Raw genomic sequence first — 20,768 nt, forward strand, 5'->3', positions numbered from 1 at the left:
CTGTGAGAGGTGGTGTGATGCGTACACACGACGACCCGGCCGGCGACGACTTCCTGAGCCGCCTTCGCACCGGTGAGCTCACGCTGATGATGGGCATCCGCTGCGGCCGTACCACCGACGTCGTACACATGGCCCGCTCGACGGGGCACCACGCGATCCTGGTCGACCTGGAGCACTCCACCATGTCGACCGACGTGGCTGCCACATTGTGCGGCGCGGCCGACAGCCTGAGCATGACGCCGTTCGTCCGCATCCCCGAACGCGAGTACGGCATGATCGGCCGGCTGCTCGACGGCGGAGCGCACGGAATCGTCGCCCCGCGGATCGAGACCGTGGACCAGGCCCGGCTGGTCGCCAGGGCGTGCCGGTTCGCCCCGCGCGGCCAGCGCTCCCAGACCGCCATGGTTCCGCAGCTCGGCATGCGGCCCCTGCCAGCCGGAACGCTCAATCCGGCGCTCGACAACGCGGTTGTCGTGCAGATCCTGCTCGAGACGCCGGCCGGTATCGCGAACGCGGACGCCATCGCGGCGCTGGACGGCGTTGACATGCTCGCGATCGGCGCCAACGACCTCACCGCCGAACTCGGGGTGCCCGGACAGTACGACGATCCGCGGGTGCGTGAGGCCGTCGCCACGGCGGCGCGGGCATGCAGGCACCACGGAAAGCTGCTGACCGTCGGTGGCGTCGGCGACCAGGCGAGCTTCGAGGCGCTCATAGCCCTCGGCGTCTGCCCCCTTGTGTTGACCGGCATGGACGCCGCCCTGCTCTATCAGGCCGCCGGTGCCAGCGCACAGCGAGCGATCGCCGCCCACCAAACGACATCACCGGGTCACGCTGACAGCGAGGACACATCATGACTCCCGACTTCGCGCGTACCCTGCCGATGCGGCGGGCCGAGACGAACACCAGGCCGCGGTTCGTGCCGCCACCCCGGAGCTGTGACACGCATTTCCACGTGTTCGACCCGGGATATCCCTGTGTGCCGGAGCCGCTCTACACCTTCCCGGACGCAAGCCTGGAGAAGTACCTCCGGCTCACAGAATGGCTCGGTATCGAACGCATGGTTCTCGTGCAGCCGACCTACTACGGCACGGACAACACGTTGTTGCTCGACGTCCTGCGGAATCTCGGGCGGTGCTGCCGGGGCGTGGTGCGCATCGACGACGACATCGCCGACAGTGAGCTCGATGGCTATCACGAGGCCGGGGTGCGGGCGATCCGCCTCGACCTGTTCGCCCGCGCCTCCTGGCCGCTGGATGATCTCGTCGCCTACATCCAGAAGATGGCGGCCAGGGCACGCTCTCGAGGATGGCATCTGCAGTTCTACACGCCCGGCACGATCGTGCGGAACCTGCTGGATTTCTTTGCCGATTTCGAGCACCCCTTCGTCATCGACCACATGGGCTACATGAAGGAGTCCGACGGGCTGACACCTGCCGATTTCGAGCGGCTGCTGAAGATTCTGGACGGCGGAGCATGCCACATCAAACTGTCGGGACCGTACCGGGTGGTGGCGGGCAAGCCGTTGTCTGCCGCCGAACCGATCGGACGCGCGCTGGTCGAGGCCCGGCCCGACCGGCTCCTCTGGGGCTCGGACTGGCCACACCTGCCCAACGGCCAACGTGACACCGGGGAGTTGCTGAACCTCCTCGCCGACTGGGCGCCCGACGAGGGGGACCTTCACCAGATCCTCGTCCGTACACCCGAAAAGCTCTTCTACGCCTCCTGACCCGCGAATCCGCGGGGGCGTCTCCATCGATATTCACCATTACGAAAGGAATCAAAGGTTGCCTTCTTCTGGCCCATTCGACGAGCCAACTCGACTCTTGTACGAAAGGAATCATCATGGTGCAACCCTCGACAGCGTCGCGTCCCGGCGACGCGCCGGGCGGCGCAGGCGCGAATAGCGACTGGCGGCTCCGCGCTCCCTTCGCCATTCTGCTCGTCGCCCTCCTGTGGGCAGCGCAACTGGTCAACGCGGCGTCGGTGATCACGGCGACCGCCCAGGCACAGATCGCGCAGTACTTCCACACCACCCAGATCGCGTGGTACAGCCTCATCTACGTCCTGTGCGGGACGTTGCTGTTGCCGTTCGTCGTCAAGCTCGGCGACATGTTCGGCAAGAAGCGTGTCATGATCGTCGTGATCGTCATCGGTCTGATCGGCGACGTGATCAGCGCACTCGCCCCCACCTACGCGGTGTTGCTGATCGGGCGGGCGATCTCCGCGTGCTACGTTCCCGTGGCACCGTTGGTCTTCGCCACCGCTCGGGACATCTTCCCCGCGCGCCGGGTCGGCACGGCCACCGGCATCATCGGCGCCACGCTGGGTGCGATCATCGCCGTCGGCCCGCTGATCGCGGGCTTTCTGTTGGACAACGTCGGTTTCCGTGGCGCGATCTGGTTCGTTTCGGCCTGTACCGCGGTGGCGCTCCTGTTGGTCATCGTGCTCGTCCCCGAAACTCCGCGGCGCGCCGCCGGGGGCTTCGACTGGCTCGGCGGGGTCCTGCTGGGCGCGAGCATCATCGCCTTGATGTACGGCGTCAGCCAGGGATCGGTCTGGGGATGGCAGGACGCACGCGTGCTGGCGCTGGCCGGAGGTGCGGTCGTCATCCTGCTCGGCTTCGTCCTCGTCGAGCGAAGAGTCGCGCATCCGTTGCTCGACCTGCCGATGCTGTCACGGCGTGAGGTCGCCACGGTGTTGTCCGCCGGCTCCATCGTCCAGGGCACGGCGTTCGTCGCGGCCGCGATCATGACCGTGGTCATTCCGCTCTACCCGCGGATTCCCGGTGTCTCCGACGGGTTGGGTTGGTCGGCCATGCAGGGTGCGCTCGTCGGCCTGCCGGCAGGTGTCGTGTTGTTCGTCGTCGGCATGGCGGCAGGCGCTTCGTCCCGCCGCTTCGACCCGCGGGTTCCCTGGCTGCTCGGCGTCGTGATCACCATGGCGGGACTTGTTGTGGCGGGCTTCTACCACCACAACGCCGTTCAGATCATCGCCACCGGCATGCTCACCGCGCTGGGTGCCGGCATGGTGTACGCCTGCAACCCGATCCTCATCCTGTCCGCGGTGACGCCCCGCGAACAGGCCCTGGCCAGCGGCATGTCGCTGATGTTGCTCGGTGTGGTGATCACCTTCGTCACCCAGGTGCTGTTCACGGTGCTGGGCAGTCACTCCACCGTCGTGAAGGGCACCGCGCTCTACCTCGATGCCGGCTACCGCAACGGCTACTTCGTCCTCGCCGGATGCGTGCTGATCGGCCTGGTCGTCTCGCTTCTGATCCCGAAGTTGCGCCGAACAGCCGACATCGAAGCCGGAACCGCCGCGGCCGGGTAGTCCCTGCCAGGTTGTGGAGGATCTTGGTGCCTCCTGGTACCGAAATGCTCCACAACCTCCCGGCCTGTCCGGTGGATCATCTGCAGCAGGCAGGGACCGTTGGCCATGAGGCGATCATCACCGACAGCGGGCGCGGAGTTGCCGTTATCATCAGCATGGATGACTATGAGCGCCTGCATGAGCACGCCGACATCGTCGACAGTCTTCGGTTTCGTGAGCTCCGAGACAGCGAAGACGAAGTGATGTCGCTCGAGGACGTGATGGACGCTCTCGGTGTCTCGTTGATGATCTGGCGGCTCAGGTCGCGTGAGGGTTCAGTTTCATCCTGACGTCTCCAAGCAACTTCAGCGCCTACCGCGTCCGACCTTCGCGCGGGTGCTCAACACCATCATCACGCTCGGCAGGGAGCCTCGGCCGAGCGGAGTCAAGAAACTCCTCGGCAGCACGAGCGGGTGGCGCATCCGGATCGGGGAGTATCGCATCCTCTACGAGATCGACGACTCCGCCGGAACCGTCACGGTGTACTCCGTCGCACACAGGCGGGAGTCCTACCGGTAAGCGCCGATCTGACAACAACCGTCGCCAGATCACCGGGTTGAGTGCTGATCGTCCAGGCCCATCACGTTGGCGGTGGCACCACTGTGCCGCGTACGTCACCGAATCCGAGACGCTCGCCGCCGGCCGCCGGTGCGGTCGCCGAGATCACCACCTCGTCGCCGTCCTCCAGGAACGTGCTGGACCGGCCGCCGACGTGAAGCGGTTCCCGACCACACCAGCTCAGCTCGATGAACGAGCCTCGTTGGTCTGACTCCGGACCGGAGATCGTGCCCGAGCCGTACAGGTCGCCGGTGCTGGTGGACGCGCCGTTGACGCTCATGTGGGCAAGCATCTGTGCCGGCGACCAGTACATCTCGCGGTACGGCGGGCAGGAGACCAGCTGGCCGTTCCACCGCACCTCGACGTCGATGTCCAGTCCCCACGGGTGTTCCTCACGGAGGTAGGGCAGCGGAACCGGCTCCTGCGGTGGTCGCGACACCCGGGCCGCGTCCAGCGCGAGCATGGGCACCACCCACGGCGAGATCGAGGTGGCGAAGCTCTTGCCCAGGAACGGACCCAGCGGCACGTACTCCCAGGCCTGGATGTCGCGGGCCGACCAGTCGTTGACCAGGACAGCGCCGAAGACCCGCTCGGCGAACTCGCCGACCGGCACGGGCCTGCCGAGCGGCGACGGCGTGCCGACGACGAAGCCCAGCTCGGCCTCGATGTCCAGACGCCGGCAGGGGCCGAAGACCGGAGAGTCGCTGTCCGGCGTCTTGTACTGCCCGCAGGGCCGGACGATGTCGGTGCCCGACACCACGACGGTCCCGGCGCGGCCGTGGTAGCCGACCGGCAGGTGCTTCCAGTTCGGCAGCAGCGGCGGCGAGTCAGGGCGGAACATCCGGCCGATGTTGGCGGCGTGGTGCTCGGAGGCGTAGAAGTCGACGTAGTCGGCGACCTCGATCGGCAGGTGCATCCGGACGTCGGAGACGGAGTGGACGGCGGAATCAGCTACCTCGCCCGTCGCCAGGTCGGTGACCCGCCGGCGAACCTCCACCCAGCGGTCGACTCCCCGCGCCATGAAGGCGTTCAAGGACGGTCGGGCGAACACGTCGTCGTCCAGCGCCACCGCGAGGTCGAGCACGTGGTCTGCGACCCGCATGCCCACGCGCGGGGCTTCCCCGGGCATGGAGAACACGCCATAGGGCAGGTTGGCCAGCCCGAAGAGCGAACCATCCGGGATCGGGATCTTGCTCATCTGGGGACTCCGTCACCGACGCGAAGCAGTCCGAGGTCCACGACGGCGTCGCGAAGCGGCATCCGGCCGGGCGGGAAGACGGCAGCGTCGTCACACAGGCGGACGAACAACGCTGGAATCATGGAGTCAGCGGACCCCGGCCGGCCCAGGTCCAGGCGTAGCGGCCGTCGTCGCTGGCGATGCCGGCCTCGCCTAGCTCCAACGGCCGGAACGTGTCGACCATGACGGCCAGCTCGTCGACCTCCTGGACACCGAGCGACGCGTCGATCGCCGCAGGCTGCGGGCCGTGCGCGTATCCGCCCGGGTGCAGCGAGATCGAGCCGAGCCCGATGCCCGACCCCTTGCGGGCGCCGTAGTCCCCGCCGACGTAGAACATCACCTCGTCGCTGTCGACGTTCGAGTGGTAGTAGGGCACCGGGATCGCCAGCGGGTGGTAGTCGACTTTGCGCGGGCAGAACGTGCAGACCACGAAATTCGTCCCCGCCCACACCTGGTGAACCGGTGGCGGCTGGTGCACCCGCCCGGTGATCGGCTCGAAGTCCGCGACGTTGAACGTGTACGGATACAGGCAACCGTCCCACCCGACCACATCGAACGGGTGGGTCGCATACACCATCCTCGTGCCGAGGATGCCGGACGGCCCCGCGCCCCGATGCTTGACCAGTACCTCCACGTCGGTGCCCTCACACACCAACGGCTCGGCAGGGCCTCGCAGGTCGCGCTCGCAGAACGGAGCATGCTCGAGGAACTGCCCGAACCGCGACAGATACCTCGCCGGCGGCCCGATGTGGGAGTTCGCCTCGATGCAGTACGCCTGAAGCGGCGCGTGGCCTTCCAGGACCCAGCGATGCGTGGTGGCCCGCGGGATGATCACATAGTCACCCGGCCCCACGTCCAGCATGCCGAACACCGTCTCGACCTTCGCCGTACCCGCCTCGACGTAGACACACTCGTCACCGACGGCATTGCGGTAACACGGCGAGGGTTGCCCAGCCCACACGTAGCTGATGCGTACATCCGCGTTCCCCAGCACCAGCCGCCGGCCGGTCACTGGATCCAACGGCTTCCACTCGGCGTTCTCGAACAGCCCATGCAGCTTCAGATGCCGCGGCACCAACGGGTGGTTCGGCCGGGTCGCGAGATCCCCCACCTCCCACGGTTGCGAGTCGACGATCGCCGACGGTACGCCCACGTGGTAGAGCAACGACGAATCCGAGGAGAACCCCTCCTCACCCATCAACTCCTCGCGAAGCAGTGACCCGTCCGGCTGACGAGCCTGCGTGTGCCGCTTGGCCGGCACGTCGCCAACCCGGCTGTAGTACGGCATCAGAGGTTCCCTCGCTTCGCCTGCTCGCGTTCGATCGCCTCGAAGAGGGCCTGGAAGTTCCCCTTGCCGAATCCGAGCGAGCCGTGTCGCTCGATGAACTCGAAGAAGACCGTGGGCCGGTCGCCGAGCGGCTTGGTGAAGATCTGGAGCAGATACCCGTCCTCGTCCCGGTCGACCAGGATGTGCCGGGACCGCAGCTCCTCGATCGGCACGCGGACCTCACCGATCCGGGCGCGCAGCTGCGGGTCGGTGTAGTAGGAGTCCGGAGTCTCCAGGAACTCCACACCCCGCGCGCGTAGCGTGTCGACGGTAATGAGGATGTCGTTGGTGGCAAGGGCGAGGTGCTGCACGCCCGGGCCGCCGTAGAACTGCAGGTACTCATCGATCTGGGAGCGCCCCTTACCGACGGCAGGTTCATTGAGCGGAAACTTCACCCGACGGTTGCCGCTGGCCACCACCTTGCTCATCAGCGCGGAGTACTCGGTGGCGATGTCGTCGCCGATGAACTCCGCCATGTTGGTGAAGCCCATGACCCGGTTGTAGAACCGCACCCACTCGTCCATGGCGCCGAGTTCGACGTTGCCGACCACGTGGTCGAGCGCCTGGAACAGCCGCTTCCGACCGCCGGCGGGCCGGGCCAGGGTGGAAGTCCTGGCGACATAACCGGGCAGGTAGGACCCGGTGTAGTGGGAGCGGTCGACCAACGTGTGCCTCGTCTGGCCGTAGGCGGCGATGACCGCCAGTCGTACGCGGCCGTGCTCGTCACTCACGTCGTGGGGCTCGGCGAGCACCGCGGCACCCTGACTCCGGGCGTGGGTGATGCACGCGTCGACGTCGGGCACCTCGAGGGCGATGTCCACGACGCCGTCACCGTGCTGGCGATGGTGGTCGGCCAACGGGCTCGCCGGATCGACGGCGCCGTTGACCACGAACCGGACGGCACCACTGCGCAGCACGTACGACCGGTGCTCGCGGTTGCCGGTCTCCGGACCGGAGTAGGCGACGAGCTCCATGCCGTAGACGGCCTGGAATAACAAGGCGGCCTGGGTGGCGTTGCCCACGATCCACGTCACCGCATCCCAGCCGGTGACGGGGAACGGGTCGCCATCGGCGTCATAGTCGACGAGGCCGACGAGCTCCCGAAGCTGGTCGAGATCGAGTTCGGCGAGTCGCTCGCCGCTGGTCAACGTCTGGTCAATGGTCATTGCGCGGCCCTCCGGGACGGCGATGTGCTGGCGCAATGAATAGTCAGTCGGCATGGGCCAGGCAAGATGGCGCGTTTGCGCTGGCTGGTTTGCCCTCTTTCCGACCTGGCCAGCCGAGTTGGCTGTACATATTGCCCAGCTGTCGGATCGTCGCCACAGCCGTCACCGACGAGGGCTGTCCTGATCGTCGGCTTCGAAGGAGACCACGGTCGCCAGCAGTGCGCGAAGACACGTCGTCAGATGAGCCTGTAGTGTCGCGGCGCTCATCTCGGCCAGGGCGCCAGCGCGCGCGATGTAGCGGCTGAACGTCACGCCGATCAGCAACGACGCCATGAACGGCGCCACGGCATCGGTCGCCTCCTCGCCCAGGATCTCGCGGTAGACCTCGGACGTGCTGCGCTGCATGGCCTCGAGCAGACGTCCGGATGCGTTGTCGTCGACGACGGCGCTGCGGAGCAGGGCCAGGAGCGGGTCGGTCCCGGCGGACGTTTCCATCCGTCGTACGTATCCGGCCGCGAGCCGCTCGGGAAGCGTTTCCAGCGGGCCCGCCGCGTCATCGGCGAGGTCACGGGTGCCAGGGACCGCGGCGAGGAACAGTTGCTCCTTGGTCCCGAAGTGGCGGACGACGAGACCGTGAGTCACTCCGGCGCGTCGCGCGATTTCGCGCAGGGTCGCCTGCTGATACCCACGCTCGGCGAAGACCTTTGCCGCGGCGGCCAGGATCGCCTCACGATTGAACTCGGGGTCGCGCCTGTGGCGGCGCTGCGCGGCCGCGCCTTGCTGGCTCATGTCAGTGAAGGTACCGGCGTACGCGAGCAGACTCGGGCACGCTGCCTTCTCCGGATTAATGACCATCTGGACATTACGGCGACATGCGCCCTACACTCTGCTGACCGCATGGTCATTACGGCCCGCCCGGGTCCCGAGAACCTGAGCTGAGCCCACGACCCGGAGCGCGGCGAGGAGGTGAGTCATGGCTCGTCATCTCACTGCTGAGAACAGCGCGATGGTGCTGATCGACTACGCGATCGGCTTCGGGACCATGTTCCGGTCGCAGGCGACCGCCGACAACGTCAACAACGCGACGGCTCTGGCGAAGATCGCACGCATCTACGGCCTGCCGCTCATCGTCACCAACGGACCCGATGACGCACCGGCGGGCCCGCTGTATCCGGAGCTCACGGCGGCGCTAGGCGTCCACACCTTCATCGAACGGTACGGGGAGTTCGATGCCTTCGACCGGGAGGAGTTCGCCACCGCTGTGCAGGCGACCGGGCGGCGGCGACTGGTGATGGCCGGCCTGATGACCGAAGGCTGCCTGTTGGCGACCGTGTTGACCGCCCTGGATCTCGGCTTCGAGGTCTTCTTCGTCGAGGACGCATCGGCGGGCGAGACGCGGGGGACTCACGAGACGGCGGTGCAGCGCATGATCCAGGCCGGTGCCCGCCCGGTCACCTGGTTGAGCCTGGCATCGGAGTACCAACGCAGCTGGTCCAACGAAAAGACCTCCGCGGCGTTCGGCGAGCTGCTGAGCCAGCACAATCCGGCGTTCGCACTGCACTACGCCCACGAGAACCATCTGCGGCCGCCCTCGCCGACGGCCCTCTGACCCAGCAGTGCCGACCGGGCGCCCGGCTCCACCACCGCGGGGAGGATCGATGGAGATCGAACGCCGCACCGCCGCAAACACTGCGATCGTGCTCATCGACTACGTGACTGGTTTCGCGAACATGATCGGGTCACAAACGATCGACCAGAATGTCGCCGGCGCCCGTGCGCTTGCGCAGACGGCGATGGCGTTCGGCGTTCCTCTTGTCGTCACCATGGGACCCCGACGGGATCCGCGCGGTGTCCTCTACCCGGAGGTGGCAGAGGTCATCGGCGAGCATCCGGTCGTCTACCGCCAGGGATCCTTCGACGCATTCGCCCATCCCGGCTTCGAGGAGGCGGTCAGTGCGACCGGCGTCAGGCACCTCGTCATCGCAGGGCTGATGACCGATGGATGCGTGCTGCAGACCGGCCTCACCGCGCTCCGCCGTGACTACGGCGTTTCGCTTGTCGTCGATGCCACCGCGAGTGGAACCGAGGTCGCCCAGCAGGCAGCCATCAGCAGGCTCACCGCACTCGGGGTGACCCTCACGACGTGGCTGTCCTTTGCCGCCGAGCTGCAGGTCAGCTATGACCACACCGAGACGCTTGCGGAGTTCCGCAAGATCCAGGCGAACTCGCCGAGCTATGCAAAGCTTCAGGTCACGCTGGCCGGGACGCTCAGCCGCGCCAGTGGGTGCAAGCCCTGAGATGATGCTGCGATGGCCGATACGACCATCGACGACTTCACGCCATCGCTGTTGGATACCGCTGCGACCCTGTTTGTGGTTGTCTTCAATGCGCCGCCGTGGTCCGAGCGCTGGACTGAGGCCTTGGCGCGTAACCGCCTGAACGATGTGCTGGCCACTCCAGGATTCGCGGGAGTCGCACTCCATCAAGGCAATGACCTCTGCGGGTTCGCGTTGGGACACATCGAGCAGTGGTCCACCGGGAGGCACTTCCACCTCCAGGAGATGTGCGTTCGCACCGATCGCCAGCGATCCGGCATCGGGACCGCGCTCATCAATGCGCTGGAAGTGCGTCTATCCGGTGTAGAGCAGCTGTATCTCCTCACCGCACGCGAGGGCCCTGCGCACTGGTTCTATGAGCACTGTGGCTTCCGGCCCGCTCGCCGCCAGGGTGTGATGCTCAAACGGTTGCTGGGCACCACCCAGGAGTGAGGGTGGACGTTCCTCGCTGGGAGGCGTCGAGGAACTGAGGCGTGATGCCCCTGGCGGCCAAGGCCGCGGCACACGGATGGCGCCCTTGGTCCGCGGCGGGAGGGGTCCCGGGCCGGCTGCTGTGCACTAGGTCATCGTTCCGCGTGGGCGGGCGGCAGCCAACTGGCGGCGATGGAGCACAGATGGGGGACGGCCTGATGCGAAATCCGTTACGAAAGCCGGCCGTGGTCCTTGCGTCGGCCGTGCTGGTGGCGACGGCGGCCTGCAGTGGTGAGGCGATTCGAGACGACCGCGGCGACGCCGACGGCACTCCAGGGGCACGAAGTACGCGTGGCATGGGCTTCAGCGGTGATCCGAAAGTCCAGCCGGCGTTGGCGTTCGAGCGCAAGCCGGCGCACGTCATCCCGATCGGCCCGATGGAGCATCCGCCGGTCACCCTGTACGGGCGGGCCGTCTGGATCGCCGACGAGGCCGGTGTGACGGCCGTGGACGTGACCACCGGCAGGACCATCACCCGCGTCAGGCCCAGGCACAAGCCGTTGTACAAGACACATCAGCCCCGACACCTGACCAGTGATGAGGGTGAGAACCTGCAGTACCGCGTTCTGCCCCCGCAGGTGGCGCAGATCAACGGCGCACCGGCTGTGCTCGCCATCGTCCCCGTCGAGCTCGGGAGCCGGGACGGAGGCGCGCCGCAGAACGGGTTCGAGGTGATCGCGGTGCGGGCTGCCGACGCCAAGGTGATCTGGCGGCTGCCCGTCGACATCGACGGCGAGCCGGACGGCCGGCTGGGTGCGTCTGTGTGGCGACCTCCGTATCACGGTATGGCGGCCGTTCAGTGGACCGTGGACGGCGGACTGCGGGGCACCTTCGCGATCGCGCTGGAGAAGCCGCGCCTGCTGTGGCAGCGTACGGACTTCGAGCTGATCGACGGCTACCAGCAGGCCCTGGTCGGCTTCCGCGACAACGGCGACGACACGTACACGATCGCAGGGGCAAGCCTCGCCGACGGCCGCGACATGTGGAACCTGTCGGAGCTGTCCGGCGAGATCTCAGCCGGTGGCCGGTACGACGAGAGCTATGGCGGCGGGCCATGGAGTCTCGTCGACGACGCTCTTGGCGCCAGGCTGGTGGAGATCGCGACCGGTGACACCGCCCTGTCCGAGGCGACCGGCTTGAACGCCGACATGACGTGCGGCATGCGTGAAGGCGGCAGTGCCGTGCTGTGCGCGTCGAAGAAAGCTGGCGCGCTGGCGTTGGACGTCGGCACCGGCGACGTGCTGTGGGAACGCGCGCCCGGCACCGGGCCGGACGCCTGGAGCGGCACGGTCTCGACGATCACCAAGGACTACGCGTACGTCGACCGCTCCGATGGGCCGGCCGTCATCGACGTCCGTTCCGGAAAGGTCGTCGGTGCCGACTCCGGCATCGTTCCCGATCGGGCCAACGCCTACGCGGGGCTCGTCTTCACCGGCACCGACATCGAGATCCACCTGCCCCGCAGCTAGCCCTGCGCGCCGGACCGGCGCTGAACTGCTCGCCCCGCATCGTCGCGGGACGTGGAAGGAAAGGAGAGCCATCATGAGGTCGCGACGTGTCGGCGTCCTCATTGCCTTGCTCGGTGTGCTGCTGTCGGTCCTGGCCACGTTGCCCGCCGCCGCGGACCCAGCCGTTCCCGACGGCGATGTCCCACCGAATCGGCAGTACGAACGCGCGAGCGAGCGGGAGCTCTGGGCGAAGCGGGTGCGTGACGGCAGGGCCTCCGGCAGTCTGAGTGAGGCGAGGAAGCATGCAGCGGTCAACTATGCGGCCGTCTGGTGGCGGATCACCGGCTACGACGAGGTCACCATCAGCCGGTGGCGGCGGTTCGCGTCGTGGAACGAGAGGAACCGATCGCGCACCCCGGCCGAGCCGCCGCTTGTGGACATCACGATCATGACCGCGAAGGAGATGCGGCGCACCAACCGCGCTCTGTACGACGAGCTCGTCGAACGCGGTATGCGCGACGACGATGTCGTCTCGCAGATGGTGGCCCGGAGCACTCCGCCCAAGAAGGGCGAACGGGGCTACCACGCCGAGGAGATCCTGCTCCGCCTGCGGTACAACCTGGAGTATTTCGACGAGCAGCTCGAACGCAGGGGTATCGAGGAGATCGATCAGGAATTCCTCGAGGAGATGAACGAGGATCTGCGGCCCCGCTCGCGAATCGGGTATACACCAAAGGGTCTCATCTACGGTGTCACCGAGCGAGAGCCCTGCAGCTATTCGGGTTCGCCGGCCTGCCACCGATACTCCGATCTCCTGGACCACATGGTGCCCTACGGCGACAAGCCGGAACGACGGGCGGCTCAAGGCGACCTGGCGCGCATCCTGCAACGAATGGCGCAGGAGAACGTGGCACGGCTCATCACCACGACCTACGTCCGAGACGAGGTCACCAAGGCACGTCGTCCCTTCCAGCCGGCCGAGCTTCCCGGCAGGCGCTATGACTACGAAGGAGACGACCCCAGGCGGGACCCGCCAGGGCTCGAACGAATGCTGGACCCCGCTCGCCAGGACGCCGGCGGCATCGACTTCTCGAACCTGGAGCTGCGCTACCTGGCCGAGGATCCGTCCTCGGGTGCGAAGGGCGGCGTGCGTTATGCGTTCACCGGCCAGCCAGGTGGATCGGCGGACACCCGGAGCGCCTTGACCGGTGCACGAAGCGTCAATACCGCTTCCGATGCGTTCTTCGTGTGGCTGGCGTTGCCGGAGTCCAGCTTCTGGGTCAATCTCAATCCGAACGAGCCCCACCGCATCGTCGGCCCGCAACTGGACAGGACGGACGTGGGACGGATCATGCTCGACGCCGATCTGCAACTGAAGAAGACGGTGGGCACGCTGATTCACCCCGATTCCCCACAGGGCAAGCGGTTCTGGAGCGGCCTGCAGGGCTACAACGGCGAACTCTGCTTCTCCCACCGGGTCTGGATCACGCCGAAGCCCGCAAAGATCTATGACGAGAACGGCGAGCTCTACATCATCGACGCTCCGCTGGACGTGCAGATGGAGCAGGATTACATCCGGAACGTGGGGACCGGAAAGCATCAGGGCTGCCCGTATCAGCCGGCGGAGATCGAGAACCACAACGCGGATGTGTATCGCCGGCTGGTTCTGCCCCGGCTCATCGATTCGGTGAACACCGCGCCGGAGTACGCCGCGTTGCGGCAGATCTACCTCAGCCGAATCGCCGCCGAGTGGTACCGGGAACGCAGCAGAACGTACGCGATGGAATTCACCAACCTGATCGACAGCGGCGACGCCGCACGCTGGCCGGCGACGAAGAGCTGGACGCCGATGGAGACCTACAGCCGTTATCTCCAGTCGTACACGAAGGGCGAGTTCCACACCCGGTCCTACACCTATGGCGGCGTCATCCTCACCGAGGTGCCGAAGCAGAAGGTCACCAGGTCCGAGTTCGAGCGCAGTTGGCCCGGCGCGCGAACGGCCGTCACCAAGGCGCTGAACGGCGTGTCGACAAAAGCGGGCAGCGGCCAGATCTGGTTCGGCGGCACCTCGACCGAACGGCCTGAACGGCGACCTCGGCCGACCAGGGGCGCGGAACGGGCCAACGGCATCGGCTGGCCGCCGCTTCTGGTACAGGTCCTGCTGCTCGCCCTGGCCAGCGCCGCTCTCCCGCTTGCGTTCGTCCTCTGGCGACGGCGAACCCGAGCCGGCCGACCGGAGACGCCTCGGCCGTAGCCACGCCGTCAGGGATACCGCGCGGAGGGTCCAAAATCTGCTGAATTCACGATTCCCTGTATCGTCGCCTCCATGGTGACTGTAGCGACCGACATCGACGTGCTCGTCCGCTTCGGCCGGGCGATGGCAGATCCGATTCGTTGCCGGCTGCTGCTGGCGCTGCGGGAGGCGCCGTCCTATCCGGCCGACCTTGCCGACGTACTCGGGATCAGCAGGACCAGGCTGTCCAACCATTTGGCCTGTCTGCGTGGCTGTGGCCTGGTCGTGGCCGTCCCGGCCGGTCGACGGGTCCGCTACGAACTCGCCGATCCTCGGCTGGGCCACGCCATCGACGACCTGCGCTCGACCGTGCTGGCTGTTGCCGCCGACCTGGCCTGCACCGACACCACGGTGGAGCAATTGCCGGTCCCGGTGAGGCGGTACCGCTGATGGCCTCCGCTGTCACCGCGGCGCTGACCGAGCGGCGCCGTAGCCAACTCACCAGCCGGGTCCGCTGGCTGGTCGCCGCGACCATCAGCTACAACATCGTCGAGGCCGCAGTCGCGCTCACCGCCGGAACGATCGCGTCGTCGACCGCGCTGATCGGGTTCGGGCTGGACTCGGTGATCGAGGTCTCCTCCGCCGCCGCGGTGGCCTGGCAGTTCTCCGCCCGGGACCATGCCGTCCGTGAAGCGCGGGAACGCCGGACGCTGCGGATCATCGCGATCTCGTTCTTCGCCCTGGCCGCGTACGTCACCGTCGATGCGATCCGCGCCCTCACCGGCGGCAGCGAGGCCCAGCCCTCCATGCCCGGAATCGTTCTCGCCGCTCTCTCGGTAGTGATCATGCCGGTCCTGTCACTGTCCCAGCGACGTACCGGACGCGAACTCGGCTCTGTCTCGACCGTCGCGGACTCCAAGCAGACCCTGCTGTGCACCTACCTCTCCGCCGTCCTGCTCACCGGCCTCGTACTCAACGGCACACTCGGTTGGTCCTGGGCCGACCCGCTCGCCGCAATCGCCATCGCCGCGGTGGCCGGCAAGGAAGGCTGGGAAGCCTGGCACGGCAAAGGCTGCTGCACCGCAGCCGGAGTCACGACCTCACCCGGCGCCAACCAACCAGGGCACTCATGCACCTGTGCACCCGGCTGCGACTGCTCGCGACAACCGAGCTAGCGCGAAACCCTGCCAGCTTCTGGACGTACGACATGGGGCGTCGACGTCATTCTGGCTGGCCTCGCGTCCAGGAGGACTTCGCCTCCGCGGCGATGGCGCGGGCGTTCTGGGCGTACGACTTCTCCGGCTCCCTGGCCACGGCGGCATCGAGGACCGCGGGGTCGACGTTGATGGGCACGTCAGTGACGAGTGCGAGGTTGAGGGCGTCGCTGGGCCGGGCATCGACGGTGACGCCGCCTTCGAGAACGGCCTGGGCGTAGAAGACCTTGTAGGTGGCGAAGTCCTTCTCGGTCAACTGGGTGATGCGGACCTCACGGAGCCGGCCGCCGGTCGCGTCGACGAGAGCGGCGGCGAACTGGTACGCGGTAGGTCTCGGCAGCTCGACGTCTTCCAGACTGAGCGCCAGTGCGGCCGCCTCGGCACGCCCGATCCAGATGGGCAACTGCCGCTGCCCGTCGACCTCGGTGAGCAGGACTATGTGCCGATCGGGCGGGGTCTCCTTGACGACGTCGGTGACCCGCATGGGGACGAGTTGGCTCCCGGTCTCGGACATGGTGAGCTGTTCCTCTCTGGGGATGGCAAGTCGCTGCCGGAGCGAAGCGCGCGCCTTGTGCAAACGGGTCTTCACCGCACCTACAGGGATGTCGAGGTGGGCTGCCACCTCGGCCTGAGTGAGGCCGGCCAGGTAGAACAACGTCACCGCGTCGCGTTGGCCGGCAGGAAGGGTGGCGACAGCGGCCCGTACCCGGTGAGCGGCCTCGGCGGCCTCGGCAAGCTCCTCCGGACCGGGGTCCTGCTCGACGGGCTCCGGCATCCGTCGCCTGCTGGCCAGGACATCCAGGGAGTACGCCGGTCGGCTCTCGGTCTGAAGGTGCCTGCGGCACAGGTTGAGCCCGATCCCAGCAAGCCAGGGCCCGAAGCGGTCGTCACGGCGCAGCCGCTTCAAGGCGAGCATGGCGGCGACGACCGCCTCCTGCGCCATGTCTACGGCCAGGTCGTGGTCGCCGAGCATCCGGGCGCACAGGGCCCGTACCAGCGGATAGTGCCGGGCTACCAGCGCCGCGAACGCGTCCTTGTCGCCGTCACGGGCGGCGGCCACAAGTCCGATCTCATCCCACGCCACAGGCCGGGCCATCGATGCGATCACCTCCGCCGACGTGTCCTCACTGGTGGGTAGTCACGTGGCGGCCGTCGCAGGTTACCCGGCTGGACAGATCCCGACCTTGAACGTCGCCGGAGCAAGTTGCTTGACGAGGCCTGTTCGGCGCTCACCCGAGCGTGAGCTTTCACGTTGGCGGGCAGAGATCGGCAGGCCGTAGCGTGCGAGCTGAGCCGGGACCGGTCCCGAGCCGCCGAGGTTAGTGTGAACGCCATGCCCGCATGTGACATCTGTGATGCGCCACCCGGTCCGGACGCCAAGCGGTTCACCGCCGACCGGCTGCGTGCGGCCGTGGACACAGGTTACCGGCCCGCCGCGGTCATCGCGCACTACCGGAGCCTGGCCGGCAGGCTCGGCCTCGACCTGGGCGACGACCACTGGTACGGCGAGTGGGTCGCGCAGGTGCGCCAGGACCGGACCGACTGGTTGCTGTGCCAGCCCTGCTGGACCGGACTCAAGGGCCACCTGGAGCGGCCGGACACCGGGCAGTTCGCCGGCGCGCCCCCGGTGTCCCCGCCGCGGCGACGCTGGTTCGGCCGCTGGCGGCGGCAACGGTAACCCGACCGCCGCGTTGAGGACACAAGATGTCCCGTACGCCTGCCACACTCTGAACCCACTCGCCCAGTCCCGAGGGTGAGCGGGGAGGAGCGACGGCGGAAGGGGAAGGCATGGCGACGGGCAATCGTCCTGCGGTGGATTGGCTACTGGGCTCGGACGAGCCGGCCATCCGGTTCCTGACACGTCGTGACGTCCTCGGCGAGGCGGCTGCGGAGGACGCGAGTGAGATCATGTCCGGTCCGAAGGTGTCCGCGCTGTTGTCTGGCCAGCGGGACGACGGCGCGTTCAGGGGTGAACCTGGAATCATTCGCCGCTATCGCGGGAACAGCCGTAGGCCGGAGGATGTCGTGGGCGTCGATAACGTGCCGGCCGGTGTTGCCGGCCACTGGAAGTCGACGCAGTGGCGGCTGGTCTCGCTGGTCGAGCTTGCCATCCCACCGGGCGAACCCCGTGCCGTCGCGGCCGCGAACTACCTCCTGAACGACATTCTCGACCGCCGCCGAAACCGTTTCGGTCCAAAGATCATCAACGGGCTGCCACGCATGTGTGTGAGCGCGGAGGGAGCGGCACTGGTGATCGGCTCCCGGCTGGGGATGGCTGCCGACCCGCGGGTGCAGCAGATGGCCGAGGCGCTGCTCGACTGGCAGTGGCCCGACGGCGGATGGAACTGTCACCGCAACGCATCCGGGCGCCGTTCCAACTTCCACGAGTCGATTAATGCCGCGTGGGGGCTGCACGAATATGCACAGGCGACCAGCGACACCGCAGCCGCGGCCGCCGCCGACCGGACCGCTGAGCTGTATCTGCAGCATCGCCTGTTCTACAGCCTGGGTACCGGAATCCCCAGCCGCTTCCGACCCCACCCGCCGCCGGCCGGCCAGGTGATCAACACGCGTTGGCTCAAGCTGGGCTACCCGTCGTACTGGCACTACGACATCCTGGCCGTCCTGATGCTCCTCGCCCGGATCGGCCGGATCGACGACGCCCGCGCCAGCGACGCCCTCGACCTGCTCGAACGCAAACGCCGACCCGACGGCCTGTGGGCCGCCGACCGACAGTGGTGGACACCTCCCGAGAGCCGCTTCGCCCACCAACACGAGGTCGTCGACTGGGGACGAGCCCACCAGCCCAGCGAGATGATCACCCTCCACGTCCTCCGAATCCTGCGCGCCGCCAGACGCCTCACTCACGCAGGCGTTGGGTAGGACGGCGCTCTCCGTACACGTGCGGCGTCGGACGAGGAAGTCGTACGCAGCGCGGAAACACCAACCAACCAGCATGAGGTCACCATGGACAGGCCGTCCCGGATGCAGCTCGGTGCGCTGACGATCGCGGCAACGCGGCCACGGATGCTGGCCCGCTTCTACTCCACGCTGCTGGGCTGGCCCTACATCAGGGAGGAGGAGCCTGGTCCGGGACAACCACCATACGCAGGCTACGCGCTGGTCTGCCCTCCTGACGGCGTGGCCGAGCCGGCCTTGAACTTCGAGTACGACCCCCACCATCGACGTCCCGTATGGCCGAGCGTCGAGGGGGAGCAGACCACTACGCAACACCTGGACTTCGGTGTGGACGACCTCGACAGTGCGGTTGTGTGGGCGATCGAGTGCGGCGCCACTCTTCCCGACTTCCAGCCGGCACCGTCACAGCACCGCGTGATGATCGACCCCGAGGGTCACCCGTTCTGCCTCTGCGCCAGCGGGGAGGAAACCTAGCGGTGAGCCGCCGGGCGCTCTTCCCACAGGACCTGCGTGCCCCTTGCGGAGTTCGTTGCCCAGATTTGGGAGGTCGACGGTCGGTGACCCGTGGCATGCTGCCGCCATGGGTAACGACGAGCGGCTGACGGCGAAGCAGTTCCAACAGGCGGGCGGCGTCGAGGACTGGCGGGTGCTCGCGTTCGGGGCGAGTGCCTGGTTCGACGCTCCGTCGCACGCCGCCGGCGGGGCGCTGGTTCGCCGCGTTGCCGAACTCACCGGCAGCGCCGATCACCTGCCGGACATGGACCTGCGCGCCGGTGGGGTCCACGTCCGGATCGGCACGCCAGGTTCTGCGGGCCTCACCCTGACTGACGTGGCGCTGGCGCGGGCGATCTCGGCGGCGGCGCGGGACCTCGGCCTGGCAGCCGATCCGTCTGCCGTGCAGACCGTGCAGCTTGCGATCGACGCGCTCGACAAGCCTGCGGTGATGCCGTTCTGGCGCGCCGCGCTCGGCTACGAACGGCTGGATGACGACGACCTGGTGGACGCGATGCGGCGGGATCCGGCGATCTGGTTCCAGCAGCAGGATCAGCCGCGTCCGCTGCGCAACCGAATCCACGTCGACGTCGCTCGCCCGCATGCGCCGACCCGCGAAGGGGTGGGCGCGGTCGGCGGCCGGTTTGCCGGGGTCGGCGACGTCACGCTCGCCGACGCCGAGGGGAACGAGGCGGACGTCATCCCGGTGGGGCCAGGCGACGCGCTGGGTGAAGGACCGGAGACAGCCGACTGGCGCGACATGTTCGGCGTGATGGCGTTCTACCCGCTCGCCTCGCCCTTGCGGGCAGCCGAGCTGGCCACTGTCGTTGCCGGTCTGGCCGACGACGCGGGCCTGCCGCTCCTGGTGGACCTGCGCCCGGACGGCGTCACGATCGACTCCGGCAAGGACCGGGGGGAGGAGGAGGGATTCGGTGACCTGGCTCGCCGGGTCCAGGCGGCGGCGCGCGGCATGGCGCTCACTGCGGACACGACTCGTTTGCGCTTCGTCCAGATCGGGATCGACGCGGTCGACATCCCTGTGGTCCGGGCCTTCTGGCGGGCAGTTCTCGGGTACGAATACGACCCACGCTCGGAGTTCGGGGTCACCGACATCTACGATCCGCGCCGGCTCAACCTACCGATCTTCTTCCAACAGATGGACGTCTCGGAGGAGGCCAGGCGCAACCAGCGCAACCGCATCCACGTCGACCTTTTCGTGCCCGACGACCAGGCTCGCGGGCGCATCGACGCAGCCATCGCCGCCGGAGGGCGGATCGTGTACGACGACGAGGCGCCGGAATGGTGGACCCTCGCCGACCCCGAAGGGAACGAGGTGGACATCGCCGTCTCGGTCGGGCGTGAAGAACTCTGGCTGGCCGCGCGAGCAGAGTCGAACTGACACTTCGCAGCGACGGAAGGGTGAAGGTCTTGGGGACGATCCACACGGGTGTGGTGGAACTGCACCTGACGGTCCGGGACATGGAGGAGGCCGACCTGCCGCACGTCGCCTGCTTCTACTCGCCACTGGGCCTGGAGAAGATGAGCGAGGAGCTCGAGCGGGCGCGCCGTGGCGTCGTCGACCATCTGGTCGTGTGCTCGCCGGTCGGGCTGCCGGTCGCGAAGGGCGCAGTCAACTACGACGAGAAGCCGGAGGCGGGGGTGATCTGGACCCTCTCCGTCCGCACCGAGCTGCGCTCCCTCGGGATCGGGTCGGTGCTGATCGCTGCGGCCGAGGATCGGATCCGGGCGCGCGGACTGCGCCGTGCGGAGATCAGTGCGGAGGAGAACAATCCACGGGCACGTGCGCTGTACGAGCGGCTGGGTTACGTGGCGTATGGCAGGGAGCCCGCCTCCTGGGACTCCGAGGCGGAGGACGGCACGATCCAGCGGTACGAGACGATGTGCACGGCGTTGCGCAAGGACCTCAGCCCCTGAGGCAGGTCGATCATGTGGGCTCGGTGTCCGCCCGGACCCCTCGGGTGCGGTACGTGTCGT

Annotated in this window: 23 protein-coding genes; 17 read left to right on the top strand and 6 right to left on the bottom strand. The window is 67.6% G+C overall.

The window, feature by feature from the left end:
- Positions 1–17 precede the first annotated feature (17 nt).
- The 5 genes from ABN034_RS26280 (at position 18) to ABN034_RS26300 (ending at position 3,891) form a co-directional block, all read left to right on the top strand.
- A complete protein-coding gene (locus tag ABN034_RS26280) occupies positions 18–857 on the top strand; it encodes an HpcH/HpaI aldolase family protein (RefSeq protein ID WP_349693648.1) in 840 nt (279 codons plus the stop codon).
- Entirely contained in the window at positions 854–1,729 is an 876-nt protein-coding gene (locus tag ABN034_RS26285) for an amidohydrolase family protein (protein ID WP_349693649.1), read from the top strand. The genes ABN034_RS26280 and ABN034_RS26285 overlap by 4 nt, the downstream gene beginning before the upstream one ends.
- A 116-nt stretch (positions 1,730–1,845) precedes the next feature.
- Entirely contained in the window at positions 1,846–3,333 is a 1,488-nt protein-coding gene (locus ABN034_RS26290; RefSeq protein WP_349693650.1) for an MFS transporter, read from the top strand.
- 44 nt (positions 3,334–3,377) lie between these two features.
- Positions 3,378–3,662, top strand: coding sequence for a type II toxin-antitoxin system prevent-host-death family antitoxin (locus tag ABN034_RS26295; RefSeq protein WP_349693651.1), 285 nt, complete (start codon positions 3,378–3,380; stop codon positions 3,660–3,662).
- Positions 3,640–3,891 carry a type II toxin-antitoxin system RelE family toxin gene (locus ABN034_RS26300; RefSeq protein ID WP_349693652.1) on the top strand — a complete coding sequence of 84 codons (252 nt, stop codon included), beginning with the start codon at positions 3,640–3,642 and terminating at the stop codon, positions 3,889–3,891. Before ABN034_RS26295 ends, ABN034_RS26300 begins: the two co-directional genes overlap by 23 nt.
- A 61-nt stretch (positions 3,892–3,952) precedes the next feature.
- On the opposite strand, the gene fahA is transcribed toward ABN034_RS26300, so the two are convergent.
- From fahA to ABN034_RS26325, 5 genes are all read right to left on the bottom strand, one after another.
- Positions 3,953–5,128, bottom strand: a complete 1,176-nt coding sequence (fahA, locus tag ABN034_RS26305; protein WP_349693653.1) for a fumarylacetoacetase — start codon at positions 5,126–5,128, stop codon at positions 3,953–3,955.
- On the bottom strand, positions 5,125–5,250 hold the full coding sequence (locus tag ABN034_RS26310) for a hypothetical protein (RefSeq protein ID WP_349693654.1): 126 nt from the start codon (positions 5,248–5,250) through the stop codon (positions 5,125–5,127). Before ABN034_RS26310 ends, fahA begins: the two co-directional genes overlap by 4 nt.
- Positions 5,247–6,455 carry a homogentisate 1,2-dioxygenase gene (locus ABN034_RS26315; RefSeq protein ID WP_349693655.1) on the bottom strand — a complete coding sequence of 403 codons (1,209 nt, stop codon included), beginning with the start codon at positions 6,453–6,455 and terminating at the stop codon, positions 5,247–5,249. The genes ABN034_RS26310 and ABN034_RS26315 overlap by 4 nt, the downstream gene beginning before the upstream one ends.
- Positions 6,455–7,660, bottom strand: a complete 1,206-nt coding sequence (gene hppD / locus ABN034_RS26320; RefSeq protein ID WP_349693656.1) for a 4-hydroxyphenylpyruvate dioxygenase — start codon at positions 7,658–7,660, stop codon at positions 6,455–6,457. Before hppD ends, ABN034_RS26315 begins: the two co-directional genes overlap by 1 nt.
- A gap of 162 nt (positions 7,661–7,822) precedes the next feature.
- On the bottom strand, positions 7,823–8,449 hold the full coding sequence (locus ABN034_RS26325; RefSeq protein ID WP_349328847.1) for a TetR/AcrR family transcriptional regulator: 627 nt from the start codon (positions 8,447–8,449) through the stop codon (positions 7,823–7,825).
- A gap of 184 nt (positions 8,450–8,633) precedes the next feature.
- Here ABN034_RS26325 and ABN034_RS26330 point away from each other — a divergent pair, with 184 nt between their 5' ends.
- The 7 genes from ABN034_RS26330 (at position 8,634) to ABN034_RS26360 (ending at position 15,323) form a co-directional block, all read left to right on the top strand.
- Positions 8,634–9,269, top strand: coding sequence for an isochorismatase family protein (locus tag ABN034_RS26330; RefSeq protein WP_349693657.1), 636 nt, complete (start codon positions 8,634–8,636; stop codon positions 9,267–9,269).
- Positions 9,270–9,318: 49 nt separating this feature from the next.
- Positions 9,319–9,957, top strand: a complete 639-nt coding sequence (locus tag ABN034_RS26335; protein WP_349693658.1) for an isochorismatase family protein — start codon at positions 9,319–9,321, stop codon at positions 9,955–9,957.
- A gap of 12 nt (positions 9,958–9,969) precedes the next feature.
- Entirely contained in the window at positions 9,970–10,428 is a 459-nt protein-coding gene (locus tag ABN034_RS26340) for a GNAT family N-acetyltransferase (RefSeq protein ID WP_349693659.1), read from the top strand.
- 182 nt (positions 10,429–10,610) lie between these two features.
- Positions 10,611–11,936 carry a hypothetical protein gene (locus ABN034_RS26345; RefSeq protein ID WP_349693660.1) on the top strand — a complete coding sequence of 442 codons (1,326 nt, stop codon included), beginning with the start codon at positions 10,611–10,613 and terminating at the stop codon, positions 11,934–11,936.
- 73 nt (positions 11,937–12,009) lie between these two features.
- Positions 12,010–14,169 (top strand): hypothetical protein, encoded by a 2,160-nt coding sequence (locus ABN034_RS26350; protein ID WP_349693661.1) that lies wholly within the window; start codon positions 12,010–12,012, stop codon positions 14,167–14,169.
- A 72-nt stretch (positions 14,170–14,241) separates the two neighbouring features.
- Complete coding sequence (locus tag ABN034_RS26355; protein ID WP_349693662.1) at positions 14,242–14,598, top strand: ArsR/SmtB family transcription factor; 357 nt, start codon at positions 14,242–14,244, stop codon at positions 14,596–14,598.
- Entirely contained in the window at positions 14,598–15,323 is a 726-nt protein-coding gene (locus ABN034_RS26360) for a cation efflux transmembrane domain-containing protein (protein WP_349693663.1), read from the top strand. Before ABN034_RS26355 ends, ABN034_RS26360 begins: the two co-directional genes overlap by 1 nt.
- A 46-nt stretch (positions 15,324–15,369) precedes the next feature.
- Here ABN034_RS26360 and ABN034_RS26365 read toward each other — a convergent pair whose 3' ends face one another.
- Positions 15,370–16,458, bottom strand: a complete 1,089-nt coding sequence (locus ABN034_RS26365; RefSeq protein WP_349693664.1) for a bifunctional nuclease domain-containing protein — start codon at positions 16,456–16,458, stop codon at positions 15,370–15,372.
- A gap of 237 nt (positions 16,459–16,695) precedes the next feature.
- Here ABN034_RS26365 and ABN034_RS26370 point away from each other — a divergent pair, with 237 nt between their 5' ends.
- From ABN034_RS26370 to ABN034_RS26390, 5 genes are all read left to right on the top strand, one after another.
- Positions 16,696–17,040 (top strand): hypothetical protein, encoded by a 345-nt coding sequence (locus ABN034_RS26370; protein WP_349693665.1) that lies wholly within the window; start codon positions 16,696–16,698, stop codon positions 17,038–17,040.
- Between the two features lie 110 nt (positions 17,041–17,150).
- Entirely contained in the window at positions 17,151–18,245 is a 1,095-nt protein-coding gene (locus ABN034_RS26375; protein ID WP_349693666.1) for a hypothetical protein, read from the top strand.
- Positions 18,246–18,329: 84 nt separating this feature from the next.
- On the top strand, positions 18,330–18,755 hold the full coding sequence (locus ABN034_RS26380) for a VOC family protein (protein ID WP_349693667.1): 426 nt from the start codon (positions 18,330–18,332) through the stop codon (positions 18,753–18,755).
- Positions 18,756–18,861: 106 nt separating this feature from the next.
- Positions 18,862–20,172, top strand: coding sequence for a 4a-hydroxytetrahydrobiopterin dehydratase family protein (locus ABN034_RS26385; protein ID WP_349693668.1), 1,311 nt, complete (start codon positions 18,862–18,864; stop codon positions 20,170–20,172).
- A gap of 20 nt (positions 20,173–20,192) precedes the next feature.
- Positions 20,193–20,708: a GNAT family N-acetyltransferase gene (locus ABN034_RS26390; protein ID WP_349693669.1), complete on the top strand. Its 516-nt coding sequence runs from the start codon at positions 20,193–20,195 to the stop codon at positions 20,706–20,708.
- Positions 20,709–20,768: the final 60 nt, after the last annotated feature.

It is taken from the genome of Actinopolymorpha sp. B11F2 (assembly GCF_040195635.1).
Classification (GTDB): domain Bacteria; phylum Actinomycetota; class Actinomycetes; order Propionibacteriales; family Actinopolymorphaceae; genus Thermasporomyces.

Excerpts from the sequence above, each read along its gene's own strand:
- ABN034_RS26280 (WP_349693648.1), top strand. The coding sequence starts at position 18 with ATGCGTACACACGACGACCCGGCCGGCGACGACTTCCTGAGCCGCCTT.
- ABN034_RS26285 (WP_349693649.1), top strand. The coding sequence starts at position 854 with ATGACTCCCGACTTCGCGCGTACCCTGCCGATGCGGCGGGCCGAGACG.
- ABN034_RS26290 (WP_349693650.1), top strand. The coding sequence starts at position 1,846 with ATGGTGCAACCCTCGACAGCGTCGCGTCCCGGCGACGCGCCGGGCGGC.
- ABN034_RS26295 (WP_349693651.1), top strand. The coding sequence starts at position 3,378 with ATGCTCCACAACCTCCCGGCCTGTCCGGTGGATCATCTGCAGCAGGCA.
- fahA (WP_349693653.1), bottom strand. The coding sequence starts at position 5,128 with ATGAGCAAGATCCCGATCCCGGATGGTTCGCTCTTCGGGCTGGCCAAC.
- ABN034_RS26310 (WP_349693654.1), bottom strand. The coding sequence starts at position 5,250 with ATGATTCCAGCGTTGTTCGTCCGCCTGTGTGACGACGCTGCCGTCTTC.
- ABN034_RS26315 (WP_349693655.1), bottom strand. The coding sequence starts at position 6,455 with ATGCCGTACTACAGCCGGGTTGGCGACGTGCCGGCCAAGCGGCACACG.
- hppD (WP_349693656.1), bottom strand. The coding sequence starts at position 7,660 with ATGACCATTGACCAGACGTTGACCAGCGGCGAGCGACTCGCCGAACTC.
- ABN034_RS26325 (WP_349328847.1), bottom strand. The coding sequence starts at position 8,449 with ATGAGCCAGCAAGGCGCGGCCGCGCAGCGCCGCCACAGGCGCGACCCC.
- ABN034_RS26330 (WP_349693657.1), top strand. The coding sequence starts at position 8,634 with ATGGCTCGTCATCTCACTGCTGAGAACAGCGCGATGGTGCTGATCGAC.
- ABN034_RS26335 (WP_349693658.1), top strand. The coding sequence starts at position 9,319 with ATGGAGATCGAACGCCGCACCGCCGCAAACACTGCGATCGTGCTCATC.
- ABN034_RS26340 (WP_349693659.1), top strand. The coding sequence starts at position 9,970 with ATGGCCGATACGACCATCGACGACTTCACGCCATCGCTGTTGGATACC.
- ABN034_RS26345 (WP_349693660.1), top strand. The coding sequence starts at position 10,611 with ATGGGGGACGGCCTGATGCGAAATCCGTTACGAAAGCCGGCCGTGGTC.
- ABN034_RS26350 (WP_349693661.1), top strand. The coding sequence starts at position 12,010 with ATGAGGTCGCGACGTGTCGGCGTCCTCATTGCCTTGCTCGGTGTGCTG.
- ABN034_RS26355 (WP_349693662.1), top strand. The coding sequence starts at position 14,242 with ATGGTGACTGTAGCGACCGACATCGACGTGCTCGTCCGCTTCGGCCGG.
- ABN034_RS26360 (WP_349693663.1), top strand. The coding sequence starts at position 14,598 with ATGGCCTCCGCTGTCACCGCGGCGCTGACCGAGCGGCGCCGTAGCCAA.
- ABN034_RS26365 (WP_349693664.1), bottom strand. The coding sequence starts at position 16,458 with ATGGCCCGGCCTGTGGCGTGGGATGAGATCGGACTTGTGGCCGCCGCC.
- ABN034_RS26370 (WP_349693665.1), top strand. The coding sequence starts at position 16,696 with ATGCCCGCATGTGACATCTGTGATGCGCCACCCGGTCCGGACGCCAAG.
- ABN034_RS26375 (WP_349693666.1), top strand. The coding sequence starts at position 17,151 with ATGGCGACGGGCAATCGTCCTGCGGTGGATTGGCTACTGGGCTCGGAC.
- ABN034_RS26380 (WP_349693667.1), top strand. The coding sequence starts at position 18,330 with ATGGACAGGCCGTCCCGGATGCAGCTCGGTGCGCTGACGATCGCGGCA.
- ABN034_RS26385 (WP_349693668.1), top strand. The coding sequence starts at position 18,862 with ATGGGTAACGACGAGCGGCTGACGGCGAAGCAGTTCCAACAGGCGGGC.